Source organism: Pedobacter sp. UYEF25, from assembly GCF_054061655.1.
Genome location: NZ_JBSSEL010000006.1, coordinates 34,383 through 54,893, shown reverse-complemented (window position 1 = coordinate 54,893; position 20,511 = coordinate 34,383). Strand labels below are relative to the sequence as shown.

The 20,511-nt window shown below is 37.6% G+C and carries 18 protein-coding genes; 5 read left to right on the top strand and 13 right to left on the bottom strand.

The features are described 5' to 3' along the window. Positions 1-40: 40 nt before the first annotated feature. The 8 genes from ACVWYG_RS07675 to ACVWYG_RS07640 form a co-directional block, all read right to left on the bottom strand. Entirely contained in the window at positions 41-1,204 is a 1,164-nt protein-coding gene (locus ACVWYG_RS07675) for a Gfo/Idh/MocA family protein (protein ID WP_457269589.1), read from the bottom strand. Positions 1,205-1,728: 524 nt separating this feature from the next. Continuing rightward, a complete protein-coding gene (locus ACVWYG_RS07670) occupies positions 1,729-2,517 on the bottom strand; it encodes a TlpA family protein disulfide reductase (RefSeq protein WP_457269588.1) in 789 nt (262 codons plus the stop codon). 120 nt (positions 2,518-2,637) lie between these two features. Continuing rightward, a complete protein-coding gene (locus tag ACVWYG_RS07665; protein WP_457269587.1) occupies positions 2,638-4,116 on the bottom strand; it encodes a cryptochrome/photolyase family protein in 1,479 nt (492 codons plus the stop codon). Continuing rightward, on the bottom strand, positions 4,100-4,243 hold the full coding sequence (locus ACVWYG_RS07660; RefSeq protein ID WP_457269586.1) for a DUF2256 domain-containing protein: 144 nt from the start codon (positions 4,241-4,243) through the stop codon (positions 4,100-4,102). Before ACVWYG_RS07660 ends, ACVWYG_RS07665 begins: the two co-directional genes overlap by 17 nt. Then, positions 4,240-4,869, bottom strand: coding sequence for a flavin reductase family protein (locus ACVWYG_RS07655; RefSeq protein ID WP_457269585.1), 630 nt, complete (start codon positions 4,867-4,869; stop codon positions 4,240-4,242). Before ACVWYG_RS07655 ends, ACVWYG_RS07660 begins: the two co-directional genes overlap by 4 nt. A gap of 33 nt (positions 4,870-4,902) precedes the next feature. Beyond that, positions 4,903-6,003, bottom strand: a complete 1,101-nt coding sequence (locus tag ACVWYG_RS07650) for an FAD-binding domain-containing protein (protein ID WP_457269584.1) — start codon at positions 6,001-6,003, stop codon at positions 4,903-4,905. Further along, a complete protein-coding gene (locus tag ACVWYG_RS07645) occupies positions 6,000-6,269 on the bottom strand; it encodes a TIGR03643 family protein (RefSeq protein ID WP_457269583.1) in 270 nt (89 codons plus the stop codon). Before ACVWYG_RS07645 ends, ACVWYG_RS07650 begins: the two co-directional genes overlap by 4 nt. A 337-nt stretch (positions 6,270-6,606) precedes the next feature. Beyond that, positions 6,607-6,960: a hypothetical protein gene (locus tag ACVWYG_RS07640; protein ID WP_457269582.1), complete on the bottom strand. Its 354-nt coding sequence runs from the start codon at positions 6,958-6,960 to the stop codon at positions 6,607-6,609. 363 nt (positions 6,961-7,323) lie between these two features. Here ACVWYG_RS07640 and ACVWYG_RS07635 point away from each other — a divergent pair, with 363 nt between their 5' ends. Continuing rightward, positions 7,324-8,520 (top strand): AIR synthase related protein, encoded by a 1,197-nt coding sequence (locus ACVWYG_RS07635; RefSeq protein WP_457269581.1) that lies wholly within the window; start codon positions 7,324-7,326, stop codon positions 8,518-8,520. 247 nt (positions 8,521-8,767) lie between these two features. On the opposite strand, the gene ACVWYG_RS07630 is transcribed toward ACVWYG_RS07635, so the two are convergent. Beyond that, positions 8,768-12,124: a TonB-dependent receptor gene (locus ACVWYG_RS07630; protein ID WP_457269580.1), complete on the bottom strand. Its 3,357-nt coding sequence runs from the start codon at positions 12,122-12,124 to the stop codon at positions 8,768-8,770. A gap of 411 nt (positions 12,125-12,535) precedes the next feature. On the opposite strand from ACVWYG_RS07630, the gene lpdA reads away from it, so the two are divergent. Both lpdA and ACVWYG_RS07620 read left to right on the top strand, forming a co-directional pair. After that, a complete protein-coding gene (gene lpdA, locus ACVWYG_RS07625; protein WP_457269720.1) occupies positions 12,536-13,924 on the top strand; it encodes a dihydrolipoyl dehydrogenase in 1,389 nt (462 codons plus the stop codon). A gap of 404 nt (positions 13,925-14,328) precedes the next feature. Further along, positions 14,329-15,168, top strand: coding sequence for an MBL fold metallo-hydrolase (locus tag ACVWYG_RS07620; RefSeq protein WP_457269579.1), 840 nt, complete (start codon positions 14,329-14,331; stop codon positions 15,166-15,168). A gap of 130 nt (positions 15,169-15,298) precedes the next feature. Here ACVWYG_RS07620 and ACVWYG_RS07615 read toward each other — a convergent pair whose 3' ends face one another. From ACVWYG_RS07615 to ACVWYG_RS07600, 4 genes are all read right to left on the bottom strand, one after another. Beyond that, positions 15,299-16,099: a M48 family metallopeptidase gene (locus tag ACVWYG_RS07615; RefSeq protein WP_457269578.1), complete on the bottom strand. Its 801-nt coding sequence runs from the start codon at positions 16,097-16,099 to the stop codon at positions 15,299-15,301. 87 nt (positions 16,100-16,186) lie between these two features. Beyond that, entirely contained in the window at positions 16,187-16,834 is a 648-nt protein-coding gene (plsY, locus tag ACVWYG_RS07610) for a glycerol-3-phosphate 1-O-acyltransferase PlsY (RefSeq protein ID WP_457269577.1), read from the bottom strand. 49 nt (positions 16,835-16,883) lie between these two features. Beyond that, entirely contained in the window at positions 16,884-17,726 is an 843-nt protein-coding gene (gene nadC, locus ACVWYG_RS07605) for a carboxylating nicotinate-nucleotide diphosphorylase (RefSeq protein WP_457269719.1), read from the bottom strand. Between the two features lie 75 nt (positions 17,727-17,801). Further along, positions 17,802-18,203 (bottom strand): DUF4783 domain-containing protein, encoded by a 402-nt coding sequence (locus ACVWYG_RS07600; protein WP_457269576.1) that lies wholly within the window; start codon positions 18,201-18,203, stop codon positions 17,802-17,804. A gap of 162 nt (positions 18,204-18,365) precedes the next feature. Between ACVWYG_RS07600 and gpmI the strand changes: the two genes are divergently transcribed. Then, positions 18,366-19,889, top strand: coding sequence for a 2,3-bisphosphoglycerate-independent phosphoglycerate mutase (gene gpmI / locus ACVWYG_RS07595; RefSeq protein WP_457269575.1), 1,524 nt, complete (start codon positions 18,366-18,368; stop codon positions 19,887-19,889). Continuing rightward, the gene (locus ACVWYG_RS07590; protein ID WP_457269574.1) at positions 19,889-20,419 is read left to right on the top strand and encodes a hypothetical protein; all 531 of its coding nucleotides are present in this window, start codon (positions 19,889-19,891) and stop codon (positions 20,417-20,419) included. The genes gpmI and ACVWYG_RS07590 overlap by 1 nt, the downstream gene beginning before the upstream one ends. Positions 20,420-20,511 lie beyond the last annotated feature (92 nt).

The window sequence follows — 20,511 nt, the reverse complement described above, 5'->3', positions numbered from 1 at the left end:
GGTATTATGGGCAACCTGTTCTTTAGATTTATCCTGAGCGCTATTTCAATAAAATTTTAGTGCCTGTTTCTGCCGCTTTATAAATTGCCTCTACAACTCTTACGTCTTTTATTCCTTCTGCACCGGTAATGTGCGAGGGCAACGGTTTTTTTTCTAAAATCAATTTTCCAAGGCCATCTAATTGTGCCGCTTGTTGATTGATTACCGGAAAATTTATTTCTCCTTTACTTGTTTTTCCTTTAAATGGTCCGTAGCTTAAGGCAGGGCTAAGCTCAAAAAAACCATCATCTGCACCTGCATAAAATCGATCTATGTTAAAGCCGTAGGAACTTGTGCATGCCGACATGGCGCCACTTGGAAATTCCATTTTCCAAGTAATGCTTTCCTCTACTTGTGCAAACCTAATTTGATCATTTATGGGGCCAAATTGTGCGGTTACACTAGTCGGTTCTTCACCCAATGCATAACGGCTTGCTTGTATACAATAAATTCCTAGATCCATTAATGGGCCACCGCCTGCCATGGCTTTTCTTAGTCGCCATTCAGAAGCGGCATTTATGCTAAAATTTTTTGAATCAGTTTTTAACATTGTATCGTAGGTTTTATAACCAAGACCAGCCTCCAAAAAACGTACTTGACCGAAAACTTTGTCTTGCCCAAATCTCATAATTTCTTTATGAGTTGGTTCAAAGTGTAGGCGGTAACCAATTGCCAACTGTACGCCGGCATTTTTACAAGCGCTTATCATTTCTTCGCAATCCTTTACCGAAGTTGCCATTGGTTTTTCACAAATAACATGCTTACCTGCTTTTGCTGCCTTAATGGTGAACGCCTTGTGCAAAGCGTTTGGCAACACGACATAAACCACGTCTATGTCCTTATTATCCGCTATCGCGTCGAAATTTTTATAATTATAAATGTTTTTATCTGGCACATTATATTTGTTTTTCCAGCTTTCCGCTTTCGCGGGATGACCAGTAATAAGGCCGTTCAGTTTGCAGTATTTGCTCTCCACTAACCCATCTGCTAAGGCCCCCGCATAGTTTCCGAGTCCGCACAATGCAATATTTAGCTTTTTTCCTTCGTAAATTTCGGCATTTGCTTCGGCAAAATTTAAGATAGAAGGAATTGTTAAAGCGCTAGCAGTTGCACCCAAGCCAATGCCGAATTTTTCGATAAACAAACGTCTAGATAGAGAACTCATAGTTGGTTTTAAATTTAGAGCACTTAGTATTTAAGTTGTTACTGGTTTAGAAAGTTTGGCGGGCATTAGCAAAGTAGGATTTTTTAAGATTTATTGCCTTGCAAATTCCTATCATTTTTTATAGCACGTTTTTTTCAGATATTTCGTCAATTCAAACCGCATACTTATATTTTGATGTTTAGCTAATTTAGAGTTTCTCGCGATGAGGAAGACGACGTATAATTTACGCCAAATGGCATGTAGCATTCAGGAATCTGTCAAAGATATCACACAAGGCTGAGGAGGTATTTTCGACAGCTTGGCAAAAGTTTATAAACATAGAAGGCAATTATAAAATAAAAAATAACATTAGCTGAGAGAGGGTAAAAAAGTCTTTAATGGATAATTAGGCAGGAGCGGTAATCTTGTGCAAAAGAAATTTTGTTTTGCAACAACAAACATTCAAATAAATGCGTAGCATGAAAATGAATTGTTAAACATTTTGATGCGTTTTTATCACATGACTTAATTTCATAGTTTTCACGTTATTCTTCCAAAAGCTTCTTAATTTCTTCAGCCAATTTATCAACATTTCCTACTGCGTTTCCAACCGATAAATACCTGATAATTCCCTTTTTATCAATAATGCAGCTTTTTGGAATGGATCCTGTGGCGTATTCATTCCATATTTTATTTTCTGGATCGGTACCTGAGTTGAAATGGACACTATATTTTTTTAGATCCGCCATTTTTTCTGATACAACATCTTTGCTTTCGCCGATAGAAATAGGTAAGAAAATAAATGGATCATTCTTAAAAGGAGTCAGAATTTTTTCTGGGATTTCCGCGAATTCCATAAGGCATGGCGCGCACCAGGTTGCCCAAAAATTGACCAGAATTACTTTTCCTTTCAGATCAGAGAAATTAAGATCTTTCCCATCAATCAACAGTGTTTTAAAGTCTTTTGCATGGTCGCCAACCTTAACCTTAAATTCATCAATTGGGTCGCTTTTTAAACTTGAATCTGCGGGTGTAGAGGAGATCTGTGCCAATCGCTCCGCATGTTCTTTTTCTGTGTAGAGGACAATAATGATTACGAATTCTTTATCTCCAATCTTATCTCCAAATTTTTTTGCAAGTTCGTCCCTAACTTCTGTCGAAACGCCTTTGTTCATCGCTTTTACATAATTTTGCTTGCCATATTCTTCCACTTCTTTCATGCTGATGATTTTATCATTCGCTATAACGACATATTCTGGCTTCTTTATTGTTTTTTCTTGTGCAGATAATCCAAATCCAGATAACAGGAGGAAAATAAAAAGAGTTGCTTTCATGTTTTTTTCGAAATTTAGCAACAGATTTTCGATTTGGCAAATTTCGACCTAATTTTTTAGTTATTTTTATTTTGACGAATCATGGTACGGGTGCTTTGGTAATGAATGGAATAAGAAATGCTAATTTATTGTGTCTAAAAATTTGTTGGCGGTATCAAGGTGTTGTATTTTTTTTGATTCAGGTAAGCGGCTATAGGCGTAGTAAAGCATTGAAATTCTCTGATTTGATTTAAAAAAATCTTGATTTTTATGCACGAAGCGCCAAAACAATCCATCCCAAATCTGCTCCCAGTCCCCATGCGGATAGTCGCTCATTTTGTTAATGTAGTTTGAGCCACTGATGTAGGGTTTGGTCGCAAAAACGCCACCGTCGGCAAATTGGCCCATTCCGTAAATATTTGGTACCATTACCCAATCGTAAGCATCGATAAACAACTCCATAAACCATTTGTACACCTCATTTGGATCGAACTCACACAGCAACATAAAGTTACTTAAAATCATCAAACGTTCTATGTGATGACAATATCCCGTATTCAAAACCTTTTTAATAGTTTCGTCTATTGGAGGAATTCCGGTACTCCCATCATAAAAAGACCTTGGTATTTTTCGATTGAAATTCCAAAAGTTCTTAGTTCTAGAATAACTACCCTTGGCTTTGTAAATTCCTCTTATGAATTCGCGCCAGCCAACAATTTGTCTTATAAAACCCTCTGTAGAATTCAATGGAATTCTTTCCTTATTTGCAAAATTTAGTGTTTCAGTCAATATTGATGAAGGGCTTATTAGGCCAACATTGATCAAAGGAGATAAGCCACTGTGATTTAAAAATGTTTCGCCACTCACAATTGCGTCTTCGTAAGGGCCGAAATCGAAAAATCTATATTCCAAAAATTGTGAAAACCAATCGTTGGCTTCTTTATGGTCGATTGGATAAATTCTTTCCTTAGAGATTTTTCCTGGATTGTTTTTAAAGTGTTTTTCGGTGTAGATTAATGCTTCATTCCAAAAAGGATTCTCTTCTGGAAAATGAACAGGCGCAGGAGTTTTGCCTTTTGGATATTTTTTCCTGTTTTCTGCATCCAACGACCATTTGCCGCCAACGGGATCTTTATCGTTATCTAATAAGATGTGGTATTTTAAGCGCTGGTCCTTATAAAAAGACGCCTGTAAAAAATTTTTTTTATCGAAATTGAAAAAACTTCTCAAATCTTCTTCGCTGTTAATAAAAAGGGGAGAAGGAGAGATGTTTAATTTGCATTTTTTTGCAGCGAAGTGTAATCTTTTCTCCAACCAATTGTCGACCGGATCAAATACATTTATTTCCGTGATATTTCGTTTAGCTATTTCTTCAGAAAATAACCTGATGTCTGATAATCTACTGTTATAATCGATGTAAGTTACCTTCTTGTTGCGGTCTTCTAAGAACTGCTGATAGCTTTTCATAGAAGAACGATGGAAAGCAATTTTTTGTTTATGAAAAAGAAATTCTGTAAAAAATAGATTTTCTTCTATTAAATAGAATTCAGCGCCGTTTTCTAAAAGTTCACCTTCAACAAAAAGCTGATTAGGGAAGACCAGATTAATAGCTTTTTGCATTTTTATTTCTTTTACAACGTTCGCTACAATATTTTACCGACTCCCAATTTTTTTCCCATTTTTTACGCCATTCGAAAGGCTTTCCGCAGACCAAACATATTTTACTCGGTAAATCACTTTTCTTCATTCGAAATGGGGAATTTCATGATTTCTTACATACGGAAAGCTTTCTAACTTTTCTAGTTTATAATAGGTATTTAACCCAGAAACTCCAACACAACTGTAATCCGAAAGCTGCAGTTGACCAAGCTCGTCGATGCAATTGTCTGGCGCGAGAAGTAGTTCTACCGAACCTATAATGAAGATGCATCCATTAGGTAAATTGATGCTTTCCAAATGTTTCATCCCCATTTTTACCGAGCTTGCCGCAACAAACGGAGCCGAAAAATCGGCAATAACCGCTCTTTCAATCTTCATCCAATCAAACTCTGATTCAACTCTGTCCAACTTGGCAGAGGTATAATGGGCTTTTTTTAGAAAAGATTCAGACACGTGGTTAATTGTGTAAAAACCAGTTTCTTTGATATTCAAGTAGGTGTCGCTCTCAGACTCGTTTTGAGGGCGCATAACAAAACCCAATTGCGCAGGACTTGAGCCAAGGTGAACGACGGAAGAAAATATCGCAACATTGTCTTCACCGCTTAATGATTTCGTTGCGATCAGATTCGCAGGTTTTATTCCAGAGATAGAGTTTATTAAATTGAGTTTATACTTTCGCTCTAGGGTATCAATTTCTTGTTTATTTAGTTGCATGTATGCTTTTTTAACGGGATGTTTTTTTATTAATTAGCTTATTTCTGATTTAAGGTTTTTAGCGCATTTTTTCCAAAATGCAAAAAATGATGGATAGTAGCCAGTTACGCTACTTAGCCATTTTCTCGGTTCTTCTAATCCTTTGTAATGGCTATTCGTAGGATGTTCCTTGTAAACAAGGTTTTCAGCACCAATTTCAGTTAGCAAATCAGCAAAATCTGTGATATATATTTTTATCCCGTCAATATTTTGTGTCAGTGCTAACACAAAATCAATACACTGTTGGCTTACCGGATATTTTTTATAAAACGAGGGCTCCATTAAAAAAATTCGCTGCACATCTTCGTCTTTATGCCAGTATGGATCTATGTTGTAATAGTTGTAAACGAGCGTCTTTTTATACTTATCGAGCGTTGGTTTTTCCATATTTGGCAGTACTGTTGCCGTCTCAAAAGAAACTATTTCTCGTAAAATAGTTGGAATGCCGAGGTCAGCAAACTCACTGTATTCAATGTCCAAAAAGGTGTCTTGCTGATCCGAATTAAAATATTTATTGATATTGGATTGATTTGCAAAATATTTTTTACTAGAAAAAGTTCCGGCTACCCATTGCCAACTCAAATGGTTGCTCGCTAAATCTCCGTCTAAAAGTAAACTATATAGCCATTGAGCAGCGGCGAGCCAATGTACGTTTGCCACATTGCAGCAAATTGATGCTACATACATGCGCATGTGGTTGTGCATGTAACCGGAGGCGTACAATTCTTTAATGGCTTCATCCACAGCAATTATTCCAGTGTTCGCTTCGATAATGGCTTTCGGAATGCCGTATTTTGAAATGGATTGTTGGGGATATTTTAGATCTTGCTTTATCTCTTCTTTTTTAACGATCCAAACCTGCTGCCAATAATCTCTCCAAGCCAATTCTTGCACAAACTTTTCTGCTTGATAAGCCGTTAAATCCAGCGTTCTTACGTGATCATAAATCTGTTTGGTAGATAGCACCCCTCTCGATACATAAGGACTTAAATACGTTACGCATCCATCTTTAAAATTGCGCGTTCCCGCATAGTTTTTTGGATCGATTGTTTTCAGTCTTTCTTCAATTTCCACCAATTTAGTTGGGAAATTCACCGTTTTGAAATTTTATTGCTAGAAATAGCTGTTTGTCTCGAACACTTGAATCTATCTACCTCGCCAATTCTCTTTTTAAGGTGTTTTTGACTAACGCCGGTATTGACGCGCTTTCGCCACAATTTAAAAGAACTTTCTTTTAACGTAGTTCGCATCAACTTTATAACCTCCGCCTCCGAAAGCTCAAATTGGAAAGTAATCGCCTCAAAAGGTGTTCTATCTTCCCAAGCCATTTCTATTATTCTATCTAATTCTGCATCTGTCATTGCTGGATTGTTTTTTCGATCGACTTAAGTATAATTCAGCATCGGGCTTACCTGCCAAAGTTAAAAGCTGTGTTTCTGATGTCTTTAACAATTTCCGTTGACCGAATGTTCTATCTGCGAAAGATTTCTTAATGCTTACAGAGATTCGTTATCGATTTCGGTAAATATTTTAAATCGAAGCTACAGCATTTAGCTGCACAGACTACCTTATTGAAAATTACGTTTTTTTAGATTTAGGAAATTTGTCGATCTGGTAAACATCTATTAAGACTTTTGCGCGCAGCTTTTTTGTAGCCGTAAGCATTAAGCTCGCTCAGTTTTAGGATGTCTTATTGGGCTATTTTTCTTCCCTACGAACTAGCAAAACTTCATTGTCTTCTAATGGGAGATAGCCATATTCATAACAAAAAATGTATGTAATTCCTCGTTGTGTGGCATATGTATGGGTATGATAAGCAAAATTAAATCCTTTACGTACTAACTCATCTCGTTTTATTTTTATTTTACCGTGAGGATTTTTATCAATTAAAATAGCCCTGTTTTTCTTTAAAATTTGATTTACTTGTTTCAAAAAACTTTTATCATCTATATTTAAGTGATTATTGAAGTTGCTGCGGCAGAGGTCATCACAAAATTTTTTATCTGCCCTGCCTTTAAGCTTGGCGCCACAATCTGTACATAAGCGTTCCATAAAGTTTCCGGTTAAGGTTGGCTGTTTAAAGCTACGAATTATTTATGGAAATCATAAAGACGCCCGGTCGCTCTATGGTTCATCCAGTTAGAAATTAATAAATGATTCATAAATTCAGATTTCTAATTACGTCGATCTGGTGTTAGGCGACTTTCTAGCGATAAGGATTGAAATCACTTCTTTCTCGTCCTTTTCAACCAAGAAAGGTTTTCTCAAAAGTGGATAAGAGTGCCTCAATGGGTTGTAATGCTAAATTATTTATTAATTAAATACTGCTTATTGTGAACTAAAGAGCAATTCTAACTTTTATCAATAGATTTCTAAGGGCAAAATTTCTCTCTTAAATTGTATCTTTGCGCCACAATGAGCGATAATAGGTATAACAAACGCGGTGTTTCTGCGGGAAAAGAGGACGTGCATAATGCCATAAAAAACATAGATAAGGGGATTTTCCCTAAAGCTTTTTGTAAAATAGTGCCAGATATTTTGGGCAACGATCCCGAGTATTGTAACATCATGCATGCCGATGGTGCGGGTACAAAATCTTCTTTAGCTTATGTATATTGGAAAGAAACCGGAGATATTTCGGTGTGGAAGGGCATTGCGCAAGATGCAATCATTATGAATGTTGATGACTTAATTTGCGTAGGTGCAACCGAAAATATTTTAATTTCATCTACCATAGGACGGAATAAAAATTTAATCCCGGGCGAAGTTATTGCGGAAATTATCAATGGAACAGAGGATATTTTATCAAATTTGAGAACACTCGGTATATCAATTCATTCTACGGGTGGCGAAACTGCCGATGTTGGCGATTTGGTGAGAACGATTATAGTTGATTCTACTGTTACCTGTCGGATGAAACGCAGCCACGTAATTAGCAACCACAACATTAAACCTGGAGATGTAATTGTTGGCCTTTCTTCGTCAGGAATTGCTACCTACGAAACGGAGTACAATGGCGGAATGGGATCTAATGGCCTGACTTCAGCAAGACACGATGTTTTTGATAAGTCGGTGGCGGAAAAATATCCTGAAAGTTTTGATCCATTTGTTCCTTATGATTTGGTTTTTTCAGGGAGTAGAAAACTTACAGATGATGCAGCATCATTAGGTTATGGAAAAGATATTCCTGCTGGCACAACCATCGGTCAGTTGGTTTTATCACCTACCCGAACTTATGCACCTGTCATAAAAAAAATGTTAACTAGTTATCGCGATCAGATTAGTGGCATTGTGCATTGCAGCGGAGGCGCTCAAACTAAAGTGCTTCATTTTATAAACGATGATGTGCATGTGATCAAAGATAATTTATTTCCAATTCCGCCACTATTCCAATTAATTCAGGCAGAATCTAACACCGATTGGCAAGAAATGTACAAGGTGTTTAACATGGGTCACAGAATGGAACTTTATGTTCCAGAAGAAATTGCCGAGGATTTAATCGCAATCTCAAAAACCTTTAATATCGATGCGCAGATTATCGGTCGAGTAGAAGAAAGCGATAAAAAACAGGTAACCATCGAAAGCGAAAAAGGAACGTTTGAATATTTTTAAGGGTTAAGTTTTAACTTCTACAACTAGATTCCTTACTTGAAATTATATTTCTTTTTAAGCCTAGGGAAACTACAACTTAGTGCTCAAAAAGCTTTTTGGCTTCCTTACACTTTGTGTGCAAAAAGCGGTTTAATACGTCTAAGCTTGTTCTTGTGTAAATAGAGATCACCCAACTTTAATTCCTCAGTCTCCAAAAAAAAGCCCCGACATTTGTCGAGGCTTTTATGTCTAGGCACAAATTTAACTATTAGTTAAACTTATAACGTATGCCAAACTGCATATAATAGGTAGAGGAAATTGTTTGAGCAACTCCAAAACTATCCGTAATTAATTGACCACCTGTTGTAGCTAAATTAAAGGTTGGCTTAGTTGTATTGTTAATGTTTGATACATTAGTTGGACTTAAGATAAGCGAATTATTTACATAATTTACATTGCCCCAATTTCTATTAAAGAGATTTCCGAGGTTAAAAATATCTACACTAAATTCTACCGAGTTTTTTGTAGAGCCAATGTTTTTAAATACTTCTTGTGACAACCTAAAATCCACTTGATTTCTCCAAGGCAATAACGCTCCATTACGTTTAGCATATTCACCTTGATGTTTGCTTAGGTATTTGTCTTGTTTAACATAGGCAAAAAACGCATCACTTTGCTGCTGCGAAGTAAATACTGTTGTTGTAACCGTTCCATTTTTCTTGGTTATCGGAGAAAAAATAATCTCTGATGGATCTTTTGGAATGTAAATTAAATCGTTACGTTGACCATCCCTATTAAAATCTCCCGAATAATCATAAGAAAAGCGTCCTTGTTGGGTACCTTCATAGAATACAGAGATGTTTGTTGCTAAGTTTTTAAGGAATTCTTTACGGTAAGATAAACTTGCAATCACCCTATCTGGATTCAAATTGCTAGAATAACTTAAAGTCGGGCTGTTTGGATTCCCGCTAGTTTCTGGGATTGACCATAAGTTAATCAATTGATCGCCTGCGCCGTCGCCAAAATTACGTTGCTCTGAATGGGTATAAGCAACCATTAGAGATACGCCTTTATTAAACTGTTTGCTTAATTGCGCAGTTGCTTGCCAGTTGTACCCACCTTTAGAGTTGGTTAATTGAGTAACGTTTAAGGTAGAGGTGCCATTTGGGTCAGGCAAACCTGAACCACTTATTCTAACCACTTGACGATCTCCTGTTTTACCCGCACTAGTATAAGGATAAAATGGTCTGTTATCAGGATAACCCGGGATGTTTAACGGAGTTGGATCTACTAGGTTTACATTTTGTGCAGTAGCTGCATATAAATCTTTACCGTAAATACCTTCTATCGTACCCACAATTCCATAAGGAAGTTTTACATCAAAAGCCAAACTTGATTTCCACGTTTGAGGGAATCTCAAGCTTTTAGAATTAGAACTGATGTTTCCAGGTATCGTTGTTCCTGGAGTCGCTTTTGGGCTTGGGATATAAGCGTTAACATCAGGATTAAAAGGACCCGGAACGTTATTAGGTCCGCTATATGCTTGAGTATATTGCAGTAATCCTGCATCACCCGATTGTGCAACAATCCATACAAAAGGAATACGGCCTGTAAAAATTCCAGATCCACCACGAATTTGAAGTGAACGATCGCCAATTACATCCCAGTTAAAACCGAAACGCGGAGAATAACTGATTCTATTTTGAGGAAGCTCACCAGTATTGATTTTTGTTCCATTTGCAAATGTCTGCGCTAAAACCAATTCATGTGTTTTAATCTCAGACACATCAGGATATCTAGGTTGTTCTACTCTTAACCCTGCTGTCAATTTAAAACGGTCAGATACAGCATACTCATCTTGCAAATAGGCCGAATATTGAGCGAACTTGAAGCTAGGAAATGCTTGTGATCCATCTGCATTTTCTGAATAGGTAATGGAATACTGTAACGGATTTGCGCCGTTTTTAAAATCATCGAAATTAGCAAAGGTGTAAAATCCTGTTCCGAAACGTTGAAAACCGTTTTTAGTAGTGCTGTATTCTGCCTGCAAGCCAAAGGTTACATTGTGTTTTCCCAATGCCAAACTCAAATCATCACTATAAGTGTAAGTGGTTACATCTCTTAAATTTCCAAATGTAAACGGCTCATAACCAAAAGTAGTGAGTACTTTACCTGCGCTACTCGCACTCTGAGTACCATCTAAAATATCTACCAATGGAAAAACAGCCGACGTTGACGTTCTAGGGTCGTTTTGATGCGCATAAGTTGCACGCAACACATTGGTAATCTTGCTTCCGAAAGAAGAGTTTAATTCTGCAACACCCGTATAAAGGTTTGATGCTTGGAAGTAATTAGAGTTTGAGAAGTTTAAACCTGCATCTTGATTTGATCCAGATCTACTGTTTCCATAACCATAAACACCGGTAACCCCAGAGCCAGAAGTAGAAGTACTCGCCGAACTAGGACTTTGACTTTCCACTTGGTTGTAACGAACACTAAAACGCTGAGATTTTGAAATGTTCCAATCTAAACGAGCAAATATTTTTTCGTTATCGCTAATATTGCTATATCCTTGATAAACACCTGGATCATAGTTGTATTTGCTTAACAAATAACTTTTTACGGAATTCAAAAAATCTGCACTTGCCGGAGCAACATTACTCAAATTTCCGTATGGGTTAGCAGGTGTTGCAGCAATACGGTTGTTTCCCGGGGCCGTTGTTTTTTTCTTTTCATAATCAACAAAGAAAAACAATTTGTCTTTTACAATTGGACCTCCAAGATTAAAGCCATAATTTTTTTCGTCTAAGGGCTGTACATTAGTTAATCTTACATCGCCTATTCTTTTGCCTTGTTGATCGTCACCGCGCATGGTGTAAAATGCACCGCCGAAGAATTTGTTACCTCCAGAGCGAGTCACTGCAGATACCGCACCCCCGGTAAATCCTGTCTGGCGAACATCATAAGGGGTAACGTTAATAGAGATCTGCTCAAGGGCGTCTAGCGAAATAGGCGAGCCATTGGCCGGAATGTTTTGGCCGATACCGAATTGATTGTTAAAGTTGGCACCATCTACGGTAAAATTATTACCTCTATAATTACCGCCTCCAATACCTGTTCCGTTAGATTGTGGCGTCAAACGCGTGATATCGTTTACACTCCTGGAAATGGTGGGTAGGCGCTCAATCTGTGCTTGACCTATTACCGTGGAAGTACCAGTTTTTTTCGAATTTAAAATAGAATTAGACTGTCCAATAACTTTTACTTCTGCAAGTGTAGAGCTGTTGTCGTTTAGGACCACGTTTACCTGGTATGGTTCACCTAATTTTAAATAAACATCTGTTAATTTTTGAGGCTGGTAGCCAATAAAATTAATTTCGATTGTGTAGGGACCTCCAACTCGCATACCGCCAATCGTAAACCTACCATCATTGTTTGTAGAAACGGTATACACCGTTCCAGTTGGGGTGTGCGTGGCTTTAACAGTTGCACCAGGTAGCGTACCCTTTGCGTCTTTGATTGTACCTGTCATTGAAGAAGTAGTAACCTGAGCCTTAGAAACGGCAGAAAATCCTACAAAAGTGACAATTAACAGTACAAATTTAAAAAGTAGAGATCTTTTCATACTTGTTTACTTGAATAATAAGTTTTTATGTTTAATGGCGCAAATGTAGGGAATACTTTTTAACACATTTTAACTTCTGGTGTTAAATAATCGTTAACTCTCCACTATTTTTTCAACATTTTGACGATGCAACCTCATAATTTTTAACAAGTTATATTTTTATGAAAAAATTGACTTAATAAAAACAAATGGTTTCCGATGGCAGCAAGATTTTTTCAATCCATTTTTTTGTAATCGTTTTTTGAACTGTCGTTTAATTAGAAACATTTTTTTAGTTTTGGAAGTTGACGGATTTTAATCATCAAAGTGCGATTGATATTTAAAACAATGCCTTCTGAGAGATGAAATTCGTTAAATGCTCCTAATACATTTTGATGGAGGCTTTTAAAACTTTCTTTTAATTTTTATATGATGAATTACGACGTTGTTATATTAGGTAGTGGCCCCGGAGGTTACGTAGCTGCCATTAGGGCTTCTCAACTAGGTTTGAAAACTGCAATTGTTGAACGAGAATCTTTAGGTGGCATTTGTTTAAATTGGGGATGCATTCCCACTAAGGCACTTTTAAAGAGCGCGCAGGTTTTTGAGTACATCAACCACGCCGCAGATTATGGCATAAGCACTTCAGAAGCGAAGGCTGATTTTCCTGCAGTGATAAAAAGGAGTAGGGGAGTAGCAGATGGAATGAGCAAAGGCGTTCAGTTCCTGATGAAGAAAAACAAAATAGATGTGGTAATGGGTACCGGCACTTTAAAGCCCGGTAACAAACTAGTTGTTAAAGATGCAGATGGAAAAGAACAAGAGCTTTCCGCAGAAAACATCATTATTGCTACAGGAGCGCGTTCTAGAGAATTGCCAAATCTAAAGCAAGACGGAGTTAAAATAATAGGCTATCGCAAAGCAATGGTGCTGCCAGAATTGCCAAAAAGTATGGTGGTTGTTGGATCTGGTGCCATAGGTGTGGAATTTGCTTATTTCTATGCAACCATGGGTACGAAAGTTACCTTGGTCGAATTTATGGATAATATAGTTCCTGTTGAAGATGAAGACGTTTCCAAACAACTGCTTCGTAGCCTTAAGAAAGTTGGTATAGACGTAATGGTCTCCTCAAGCGTGGAATCTGTTGATACCAGCGGAGATGGTTGTAAAGTGCAAATAAAAACTGCTTCAGGAATAAAAACCGTTGAGGCAGACATCGTACTTTCTGCCGCCGGCATTGTAGCGAATTTAGAAAATATAGGTCTTGAAGAAGTTGGGATAAAAACTGAAAAGGGTAAAATTGTAACCGATGAATTTTACAATACTAGTGTAAAAGGCTATTACGCGATAGGCGATGCAGTTGGTGGACAGTCTTTGGCTCACGTGGCGTCAGCGGAAGGGATTATTTGTGTGGAGAAAATTGCTGGTCAGCATGTAGAACCACTAGATTATAATAATATTCCTGGATGTACTTATTGTCAACCCGAGATTGCTTCTGTTGGATATACAGAGAAAGCAGCAAAAGAAGCGGGTTATGAATTAAAGATTGGTAAATTTCCATTTTCTGCTTCTGGCAAAGCAAGTGCAGCAGGCGTAAAGGACGGATTCGTAAAACTTATTTTCGATGCAAAATACGGGGAATTGTTGGGTGCACATATGATCGGTGCTAATGTTACAGAAATGATTGCAGAAATAGTAGTGGCAAGAAAACTAGAAACTACGGGTCACGAAATAATAAAAGCGGTTCATCCACATCCAACAATGAGTGAAGCCATTATGGAAGCTGCTGCAGATGCTTATGGTGAGGTGATACACCTATAAGGTGTGTGGGTAAAAAATGTAAGGTTTAAGGTAAAAGATGTTTGACGTTTAGATGTTTGGTCATCAAGTGCTTGAATTGTTGAGTTGTTAAGTTGTCTGGCGCTTAATCGTTTGGTGTAGAGTTGTCCAGCAGTTAAGTTGTTTGGTGGTGAGTTTGTTATCTTGATACTTTTCTCTTAAAGACTCGCTAGCGCTAACGACAGAAACGGCATCTTTTTGGGCTTTTTTTTTCTCCCAAAAAATACAGTGGATGGCGTGTAAAAGCGTCCAAAATTATCAACAGCCGCCCTTAAATTAAGGAGGGGAGTGACTCCATGTTAACTTACGCCTTCGGAGTTGCCGACTTTCTGACTTTCTGACTTCGTTTTCTTTATACTAACATCTAACTAGTAAATAACACCGAAATGAAACTACACACCATAAATACAGGACTTTTTAAGTTAGATGGAGGGGCGATGTTTGGCGTGGTGCCAAAGTCTATTTGGCAAAAAAGCAATCCCGCCGACCAGAACAACCTTTGCACGTGGGCCATGCGTTGCCTACTGATTGAGGATGAAAACAGTTTAATATTAGTTGATACTGGTATTGGAAATAAGCAAAGCGATAAATTTTTTAGTCATTATTATTTGCATGGCGATGACACAATGGAGAAATCTTTAGCGCATTTAGGATTTGGTTTATCAGACATTACCGATGTATTTTTAACTCATCTTCACTTCGATCATGTTGGAGGGGCAGTAAAAAGAGAAGGAGCGCAATTATCGCCTACTTTTAAAAACGCTAACTATTGGAGCAATGAAAAACACTGGCTTTGGGCAACCGAACCAAATGAACGTGAGAAAGCTTCTTTTTTAAAGGAAAACATTTTGCCACTTCAAGAAAGTGGACAACTGAAATTTATTACGGAAGAAAAGGACTTGCAATGGAAGAAAAGCATCAAAATCGATTTTGCTTATGGCCACACGGATGCGATGATGTTGCCCAAAATAACTTATAAGGATAAAACGTTGGTTTATATGGCAGATCTTTTGCCTTCAGTGGGGCATCTTCCACTACCTTATGTAATGGCGTATGACATGTTTCCAATAAAAACTTTGGAAGAAAAAAGTGCCTTTTTGGAAAAAGCAGTGGAGGAAGACTGGATTTTAATGCTAGAACATGATCCAATTAACGAATGTTGTACGTTGGAAAAAACCGATAAAGGGATACGGGCTGGTGCGACTTTTAAATTGGAAGATATCTAAAAATTTAAAATATTTTTTACCAATGACGTAATCTGGCAGATTCAAAGATTTACCTATTTAAGTCAGTCGCACAGATCAATAAAAAGCCTAACACTAAGTCGATTAGGTTAGGCTTTTTATTAACCTATTTTTATTTCCTATAATACTTACTTGCTTCTGGAAGGTAACCTTTAATTTCTGAAATACGTCTAGCATCACTTGGGTGTGTACTTAAAAATTCAGGTGGTTTTTGTCCGTCTCCTGCTGCTGCCTCCATTCGCTGCCAAAAACTAACAGCATCTGAGGGATTGTACCCGGCCATCGCCATAAAAATTAAACCCAAATGATCTGCTTCTAACTCTTGTCCACGGCTAAAACTCAACATCGCCAATGGAGTACCAACACCATATAGGGTATTAAAAACAGATTGGGCTTTGGGATCCTTCGAGAGCGCAACGCCACCTACAGCACCAAGGCCTTGAGCAACCATTTGCTGAGACATCCGTTCTGCAGAATGTCCGGCAATTGCGTGTGCAATTTCATGACCAAGTACCGTAGCCAGTCCCGCATCTGTCTGCGTTACAGACAAAATTCCCGTGTATACCACTATTTTCCCACCTGGCATGCACCACGCATTTTTTTCGTTATTTTGAACTACATTCACCTCCCATTTATAATCTTTAATGAGATTGGCGTAGTTATGCGAGTTCATGTAGCTTGTAACAGCGGCGATGAGTTTGTTTCCAATTGTCTTCACTCGGCGCGTTTCGGCGTTACTCGCAGGAAGTACTTTGTTCTCGCCTAAAAACTGGCTATACGCTTGGAAAGCCATTGGCAACACTTGGTCATTGCTCACAAGATTAAGTCTGCTTCTGCCCGATAATGGCACAGTAGAGCAAGAGTTAAGTATTAAGGCTAAAGAAAGCCCTAAGAGGGCGAGATATTTTTTCATAAGATATTAAAAAGTTCAACGATAAAACTAAATCTGACTGAAGATTAAACAAGTATTGTGCCTAATAATTTTCGGCCGAAAATTTGTTTATTTAATCTTCTTCCTAAACAGATAAACCTTAGATTCTTTACCCTTTAATAAACGTTCCAGATTTTTCTGGTGGGTAACAAGTATTAAAATACAGACGCACATTCCATACAGTACTTCAGATTTTATAGAAGACTGAAAAATAAATACCACGCTTAAAGGAAACGTAAATCCTGCACAAATAGAGCTAAGAGACACATAGTTTGTAATGAGCAGCACGACAATAAAAACCAATATACAAAGTGAAGCCGCTTCCAGGTTCACGGCTAAAATCATCCCTAAAAGTGTAGCCACTCCCTTACCACCTCTAAATCCTGCAAAAATTGGGAATAAGTGCCCCATTACAGCGGTAACGCCAAGGGCAAGTTCGTAATTAACATATTGAGCAGAATGATGTGGACCTGTAATAGAAAATCCAATAAAAGCGGCTAGTTTGGTCGCTGTAAATCCTTTAGCAATATCTATGGTCATCACAGCAATACCTGCCTTTTTTCCCAATACCCTAAAGGTATTTGTAGCACCAGCGTTACCGCTTCCATACTCTCTTACATCTATTCCGTAGAACGCTTGGCCGAGCCAGACGGCGGTTGGTATAGAACCTAGTAAATAGGCAAGTAAAAGTGCACCCAGCGAGTAAACTGTGATCATAACCTACAATTATACAAAAAATAAGCAATCATAACTGCTGCAAATTAACTTAAAATGCTTTTAAGCTCATATCTAAACTCTTAACAGAATGTGTTAGGGCACCAATTGAGATAAAGTCTACGCCACAGTCTGCGTATTTCCTAGCTGTATCTTCTGTGATCCCACCAGAAGCTTCGGTTTTATATTTACCAGCAATGAGCTCAACCCCTATTTTTAAATTTTTCAAACTAAAATTATCAAGCATTATCCGATCTATACCGCCAGTTTTAAGTACACTTGTCAGCTCTTCCAAATTCCTTACTTCGATTTCTATTTCGAGTTTTTTTTTGTTGCCTTCTAGGTACTTCCTAGCTGCTAAAATTGCATGTTCAATTCCGCCTGCATAGTCTACATGATTGTCCTTTATTAAAATCATATCATATAGGCCCATTCTATGATTTACGCCTCCTCCTATTCTAACTGCCCATTTTTCTAAAAACCTAAGTCCTGGAGTCGTTTTTCGCGTGTCCAATATCTTAGTGTTCGTCCCTTTAAGCAGCGTAACAAGATGATTTGTTTTCGTAGCAATTCCGCTCATGCGTTGCATGCAGTTGAGTACCAAACGCTCGGCTAGTAGAATGGTATGTGTATTCCCACTAACAGTTAATGCAATATCTCCATCTTTTACTAAGTCACCATCGTGCTTTAGCAACTGTACAATTAACTCGCTATCGATATAATTAAAGATGGAAACAGCAAGATCTGCGCCCGCTAAAATCCCATCTTCCTTAATTATCAGCTGTGCGCTCCCCTTGGTGTGCTGTGGGATGGTAGATAAAGAGGTGTGGTCGCCATCGCCAATGTCTTCGGCAACTGCATTTCTAATAAAATCGTTTATTGCTTTTTCGTACATCATGATTTGCGAGCAAAAATATAAAATATTTATGAGCTGGCAATTAAGGCTTCATGTATGTTTTCAAATTATGCTTTATTCTTCTTTCGAAGGTTCTATTCTAAGCTCAGTTACTAAAAAATCTTTATCGATTTTTTTAAGCGTGATCGAAATTCTGAAAATTCCCTTTGCGGTTGTGAGCGTCAACACTCCGAATCTATAATTTTGATTGTTATTTATTTTGTGCGTAACAACAGATTTAATTGGTGGATATTTAAGAAAAAAATCTTTTATGATCTGTTCACCCTGCACTTTAGAGTATACATCTTCTTCGTCAATTAAAATTAACTCTAAGGTTGGCGCAAAGCTTTTACCAATTTCTTTCTCATTCCCAGCTTTAAAATACTGAGAAAGACTGTCAATAACATCCTTTTGTGCCTGCGCGTGACCGTAAAATGTAGAAATTCCGATAAATAAATATAGTAGGCTTTTAATCATCCCTTTGGCTTGTGGGGAAACATCAGCTAAAATGATGCCATTAAAGTCAGAAAAAGAAACATTAGAATTTGCTTTCTGGCTAGATAGGTTATATTTGCGTAAAGTTTGATAAGAACACCTTTGGATAAAAAAGGTTTTCTAAAATTATAGAAATTTTATACGATGAAAGAAAATAAGAAAGTCGCTTTAGTAATATTAGATGGCTGGGGCTATGGAAAAAAAGATGAATCAGATGCTGCATTTGCTGCAAATACGCCGTTTTTTGATTCTATGATAGCTAATTATCCTAATTCTAAATTAGAAGCGTCTGGAGAAGCAGTAGGATTACCCGCCGGACAAATGGGTAATTCTGAAGTTGGGCATATGAATTTAGGTGCAGGAAGAACTGTTTATCAAGAACTCGGTAGAATTAATAAAGCAATTGAGATAGGTAGTTTACAAAAGGATAAAACCTTAGTTGACGCATTTGACTATGCGAAAAAAAATAAAAAATCGGTACATTTTATTGGCCTGGTTTCTGATGGAGGGGTACATGCACACATTAGACACTTGAAAGGACTTTGCGATGCTGCTCAGACTGCCAATATAGAGAATCTATTTATTCATGCATTTTTAGATGGACGAGACACAGACCCTAATTCCGGATTAGGCTTTATAACTGACTTAAAGGACCATTTAAGAACTTCCGCAGGAAAAATTGCTTCGGTAGTTGGCCGATATTATGCAATGGACAGGGACAATAGGTGGGAGCGCGTAAAAGAAGCATATGATTTGATGGTACGTGCCACCGGAGAAAAAACGACAGATGTCTTAGAAGCCATACAACAAAGTTATGATGGCGGAATTACTGATGAGTTTGTAAAACCTATTGTTGTAACAACTGCCGACGGAGCGCCAATGGCTACTATAAAAGAAGGTGACGTGGTATTGTGTTTCAACTTTCGTACAGATAGAGGTAGAGAAATTACCCAGGCCTTGACCCAAAAAGACTTTCCTGAACAAGGCATGCAGAAGCTAGATTTATATTATCTAACAATGACTACTTACGATGAGAGTTTTGAAAAAGTAAAAGTCATTTTCACTAAAGATGATCTTCGTTCTACCTTGGGGGAAATTTTAGCCATGCATCATAAAAATCAAATTAGAATTGCTGAAACAGAAAAATATCCACACGTTACTTTTTTCTTCTCTGGTGGACGGGAAACTGAATTTGAGCACGAAAGGAGGATTTTAGTTCCATCGCCAAAAGTGGCCACCTATGACATGCAGCCTGAAATGAGTGCAAGGGAAATTACTGAAGCCATTACCAAAGAAATGGAGACCAAATGGGCAGATTTTATCTGTTTGAATTTTGCCAATCCTGATATGGTTGGACATACAGGTGTCTTCTCAGCGGTAATTAAAGCTGTAGAAATGGCCGACAAATGTGCTCAGGCAGTTATAACAAAGGGAATAGAGAATGGCTATTCATTCATCATCCTCGCCGATCACGGAAATTCTGAGTACATGAAAAATAACGATGGGTCTGCAAATACCGCCCACACCACTAACTTGGTGCCTTGCATTTTGATAGATGACGATTTCAAAACCATAGCCGATGGGAAACTTGGTGATGTTGCGCCTACCATTTTAACGCTGATGGGCATTCCTATACCAAAAGAAATGACTGGAAATGTATTAATATAATGGCAAAAAAAATATCTTTACTTCTCTTAGCCTTAGCCGTTTTTTCCTGTAGACCGGAAAAAACGGTTAAAGCGGCGATTAACAACGATTATTTTGATTTAAAGGGTTATTTTGAGAAAGAAGTTAATCGCTACAATTCCGAAAAACCAATGGTAGAAAAAATCGTTTCGATAGATGGAAAGAGTGAGAAAAAAAAACTGGTGGTTAAAGATTGGACTAGAGAACTAGCAATTTTTACAGATGCCGACATTAATAAAAGTGCTTGGAAAGGTGCTTTTAAAATTGAGAAAACTGGCAATGATACTCGTTACTTTAGCGCTAATGATAAGATTCCCGTAAAAGAGGTTGCAATATCAAATAGGTCAGGTAAAGTGGCGAAAATTAAAGTTATAATTGCTAACGCAAACCTACTTTACCATTCCAACGATACCCTTATTTATTATCCGGATAGTTTGTACCAGATTGTAAAGCAACAGAAAATTAAATTGATGGGTTTAAAAAGGTACAAAATTTTAGGAAAGATAAAATAATATCAGACGCTAAAAACTTAGGATTGTATACTTCGATTTTACACAATGGAAATTTAAAGTTAAATAAGTAATGAGCGAAACGACAATCTGCC

Excerpts from the sequence above, each read along its gene's own strand:
- ACVWYG_RS07675 (WP_457269589.1), bottom strand. The coding sequence starts at position 1,204 with ATGAGTTCTCTATCTAGACGTTTGTTTATCGAAAAATTCGGCATTGGC.
- ACVWYG_RS07670 (WP_457269588.1), bottom strand. The coding sequence starts at position 2,517 with ATGAAAGCAACTCTTTTTATTTTCCTCCTGTTATCTGGATTTGGATTA.
- ACVWYG_RS07665 (WP_457269587.1), bottom strand. The coding sequence starts at position 4,116 with ATGCAAAAAGCTATTAATCTGGTCTTCCCTAATCAGCTTTTTGTTGAA.
- ACVWYG_RS07660 (WP_457269586.1), bottom strand. The coding sequence starts at position 4,243 with ATGAAGAAAAGTGATTTACCGAGTAAAATATGTTTGGTCTGCGGAAAG.
- ACVWYG_RS07655 (WP_457269585.1), bottom strand. The coding sequence starts at position 4,869 with ATGCAACTAAATAAACAAGAAATTGATACCCTAGAGCGAAAGTATAAA.
- ACVWYG_RS07645 (WP_457269583.1), bottom strand. The coding sequence starts at position 6,269 with ATGACAGATGCAGAATTAGATAGAATAATAGAAATGGCTTGGGAAGAT.
- ACVWYG_RS07640 (WP_457269582.1), bottom strand. The coding sequence starts at position 6,960 with ATGGAACGCTTATGTACAGATTGTGGCGCCAAGCTTAAAGGCAGGGCA.
- ACVWYG_RS07635 (WP_457269581.1), top strand. The coding sequence starts at position 7,324 with ATGAGCGATAATAGGTATAACAAACGCGGTGTTTCTGCGGGAAAAGAG.
- ACVWYG_RS07630 (WP_457269580.1), bottom strand. The coding sequence starts at position 12,124 with ATGAAAAGATCTCTACTTTTTAAATTTGTACTGTTAATTGTCACTTTT.
- lpdA (WP_457269720.1), top strand. The coding sequence starts at position 12,536 with ATGAATTACGACGTTGTTATATTAGGTAGTGGCCCCGGAGGTTACGTA.
- ACVWYG_RS07620 (WP_457269579.1), top strand. The coding sequence starts at position 14,329 with ATGAAACTACACACCATAAATACAGGACTTTTTAAGTTAGATGGAGGG.
- ACVWYG_RS07615 (WP_457269578.1), bottom strand. The coding sequence starts at position 16,099 with ATGAAAAAATATCTCGCCCTCTTAGGGCTTTCTTTAGCCTTAATACTT.
- plsY (WP_457269577.1), bottom strand. The coding sequence starts at position 16,834 with ATGATCACAGTTTACTCGCTGGGTGCACTTTTACTTGCCTATTTACTA.
- nadC (WP_457269719.1), bottom strand. The coding sequence starts at position 17,726 with ATGTACGAAAAAGCAATAAACGATTTTATTAGAAATGCAGTTGCCGAA.
- ACVWYG_RS07600 (WP_457269576.1), bottom strand. The coding sequence starts at position 18,203 with ATGATTAAAAGCCTACTATATTTATTTATCGGAATTTCTACATTTTAC.
- gpmI (WP_457269575.1), top strand. The coding sequence starts at position 18,366 with ATGAAAGAAAATAAGAAAGTCGCTTTAGTAATATTAGATGGCTGGGGC.
- ACVWYG_RS07590 (WP_457269574.1), top strand. The coding sequence starts at position 19,889 with ATGGCAAAAAAAATATCTTTACTTCTCTTAGCCTTAGCCGTTTTTTCC.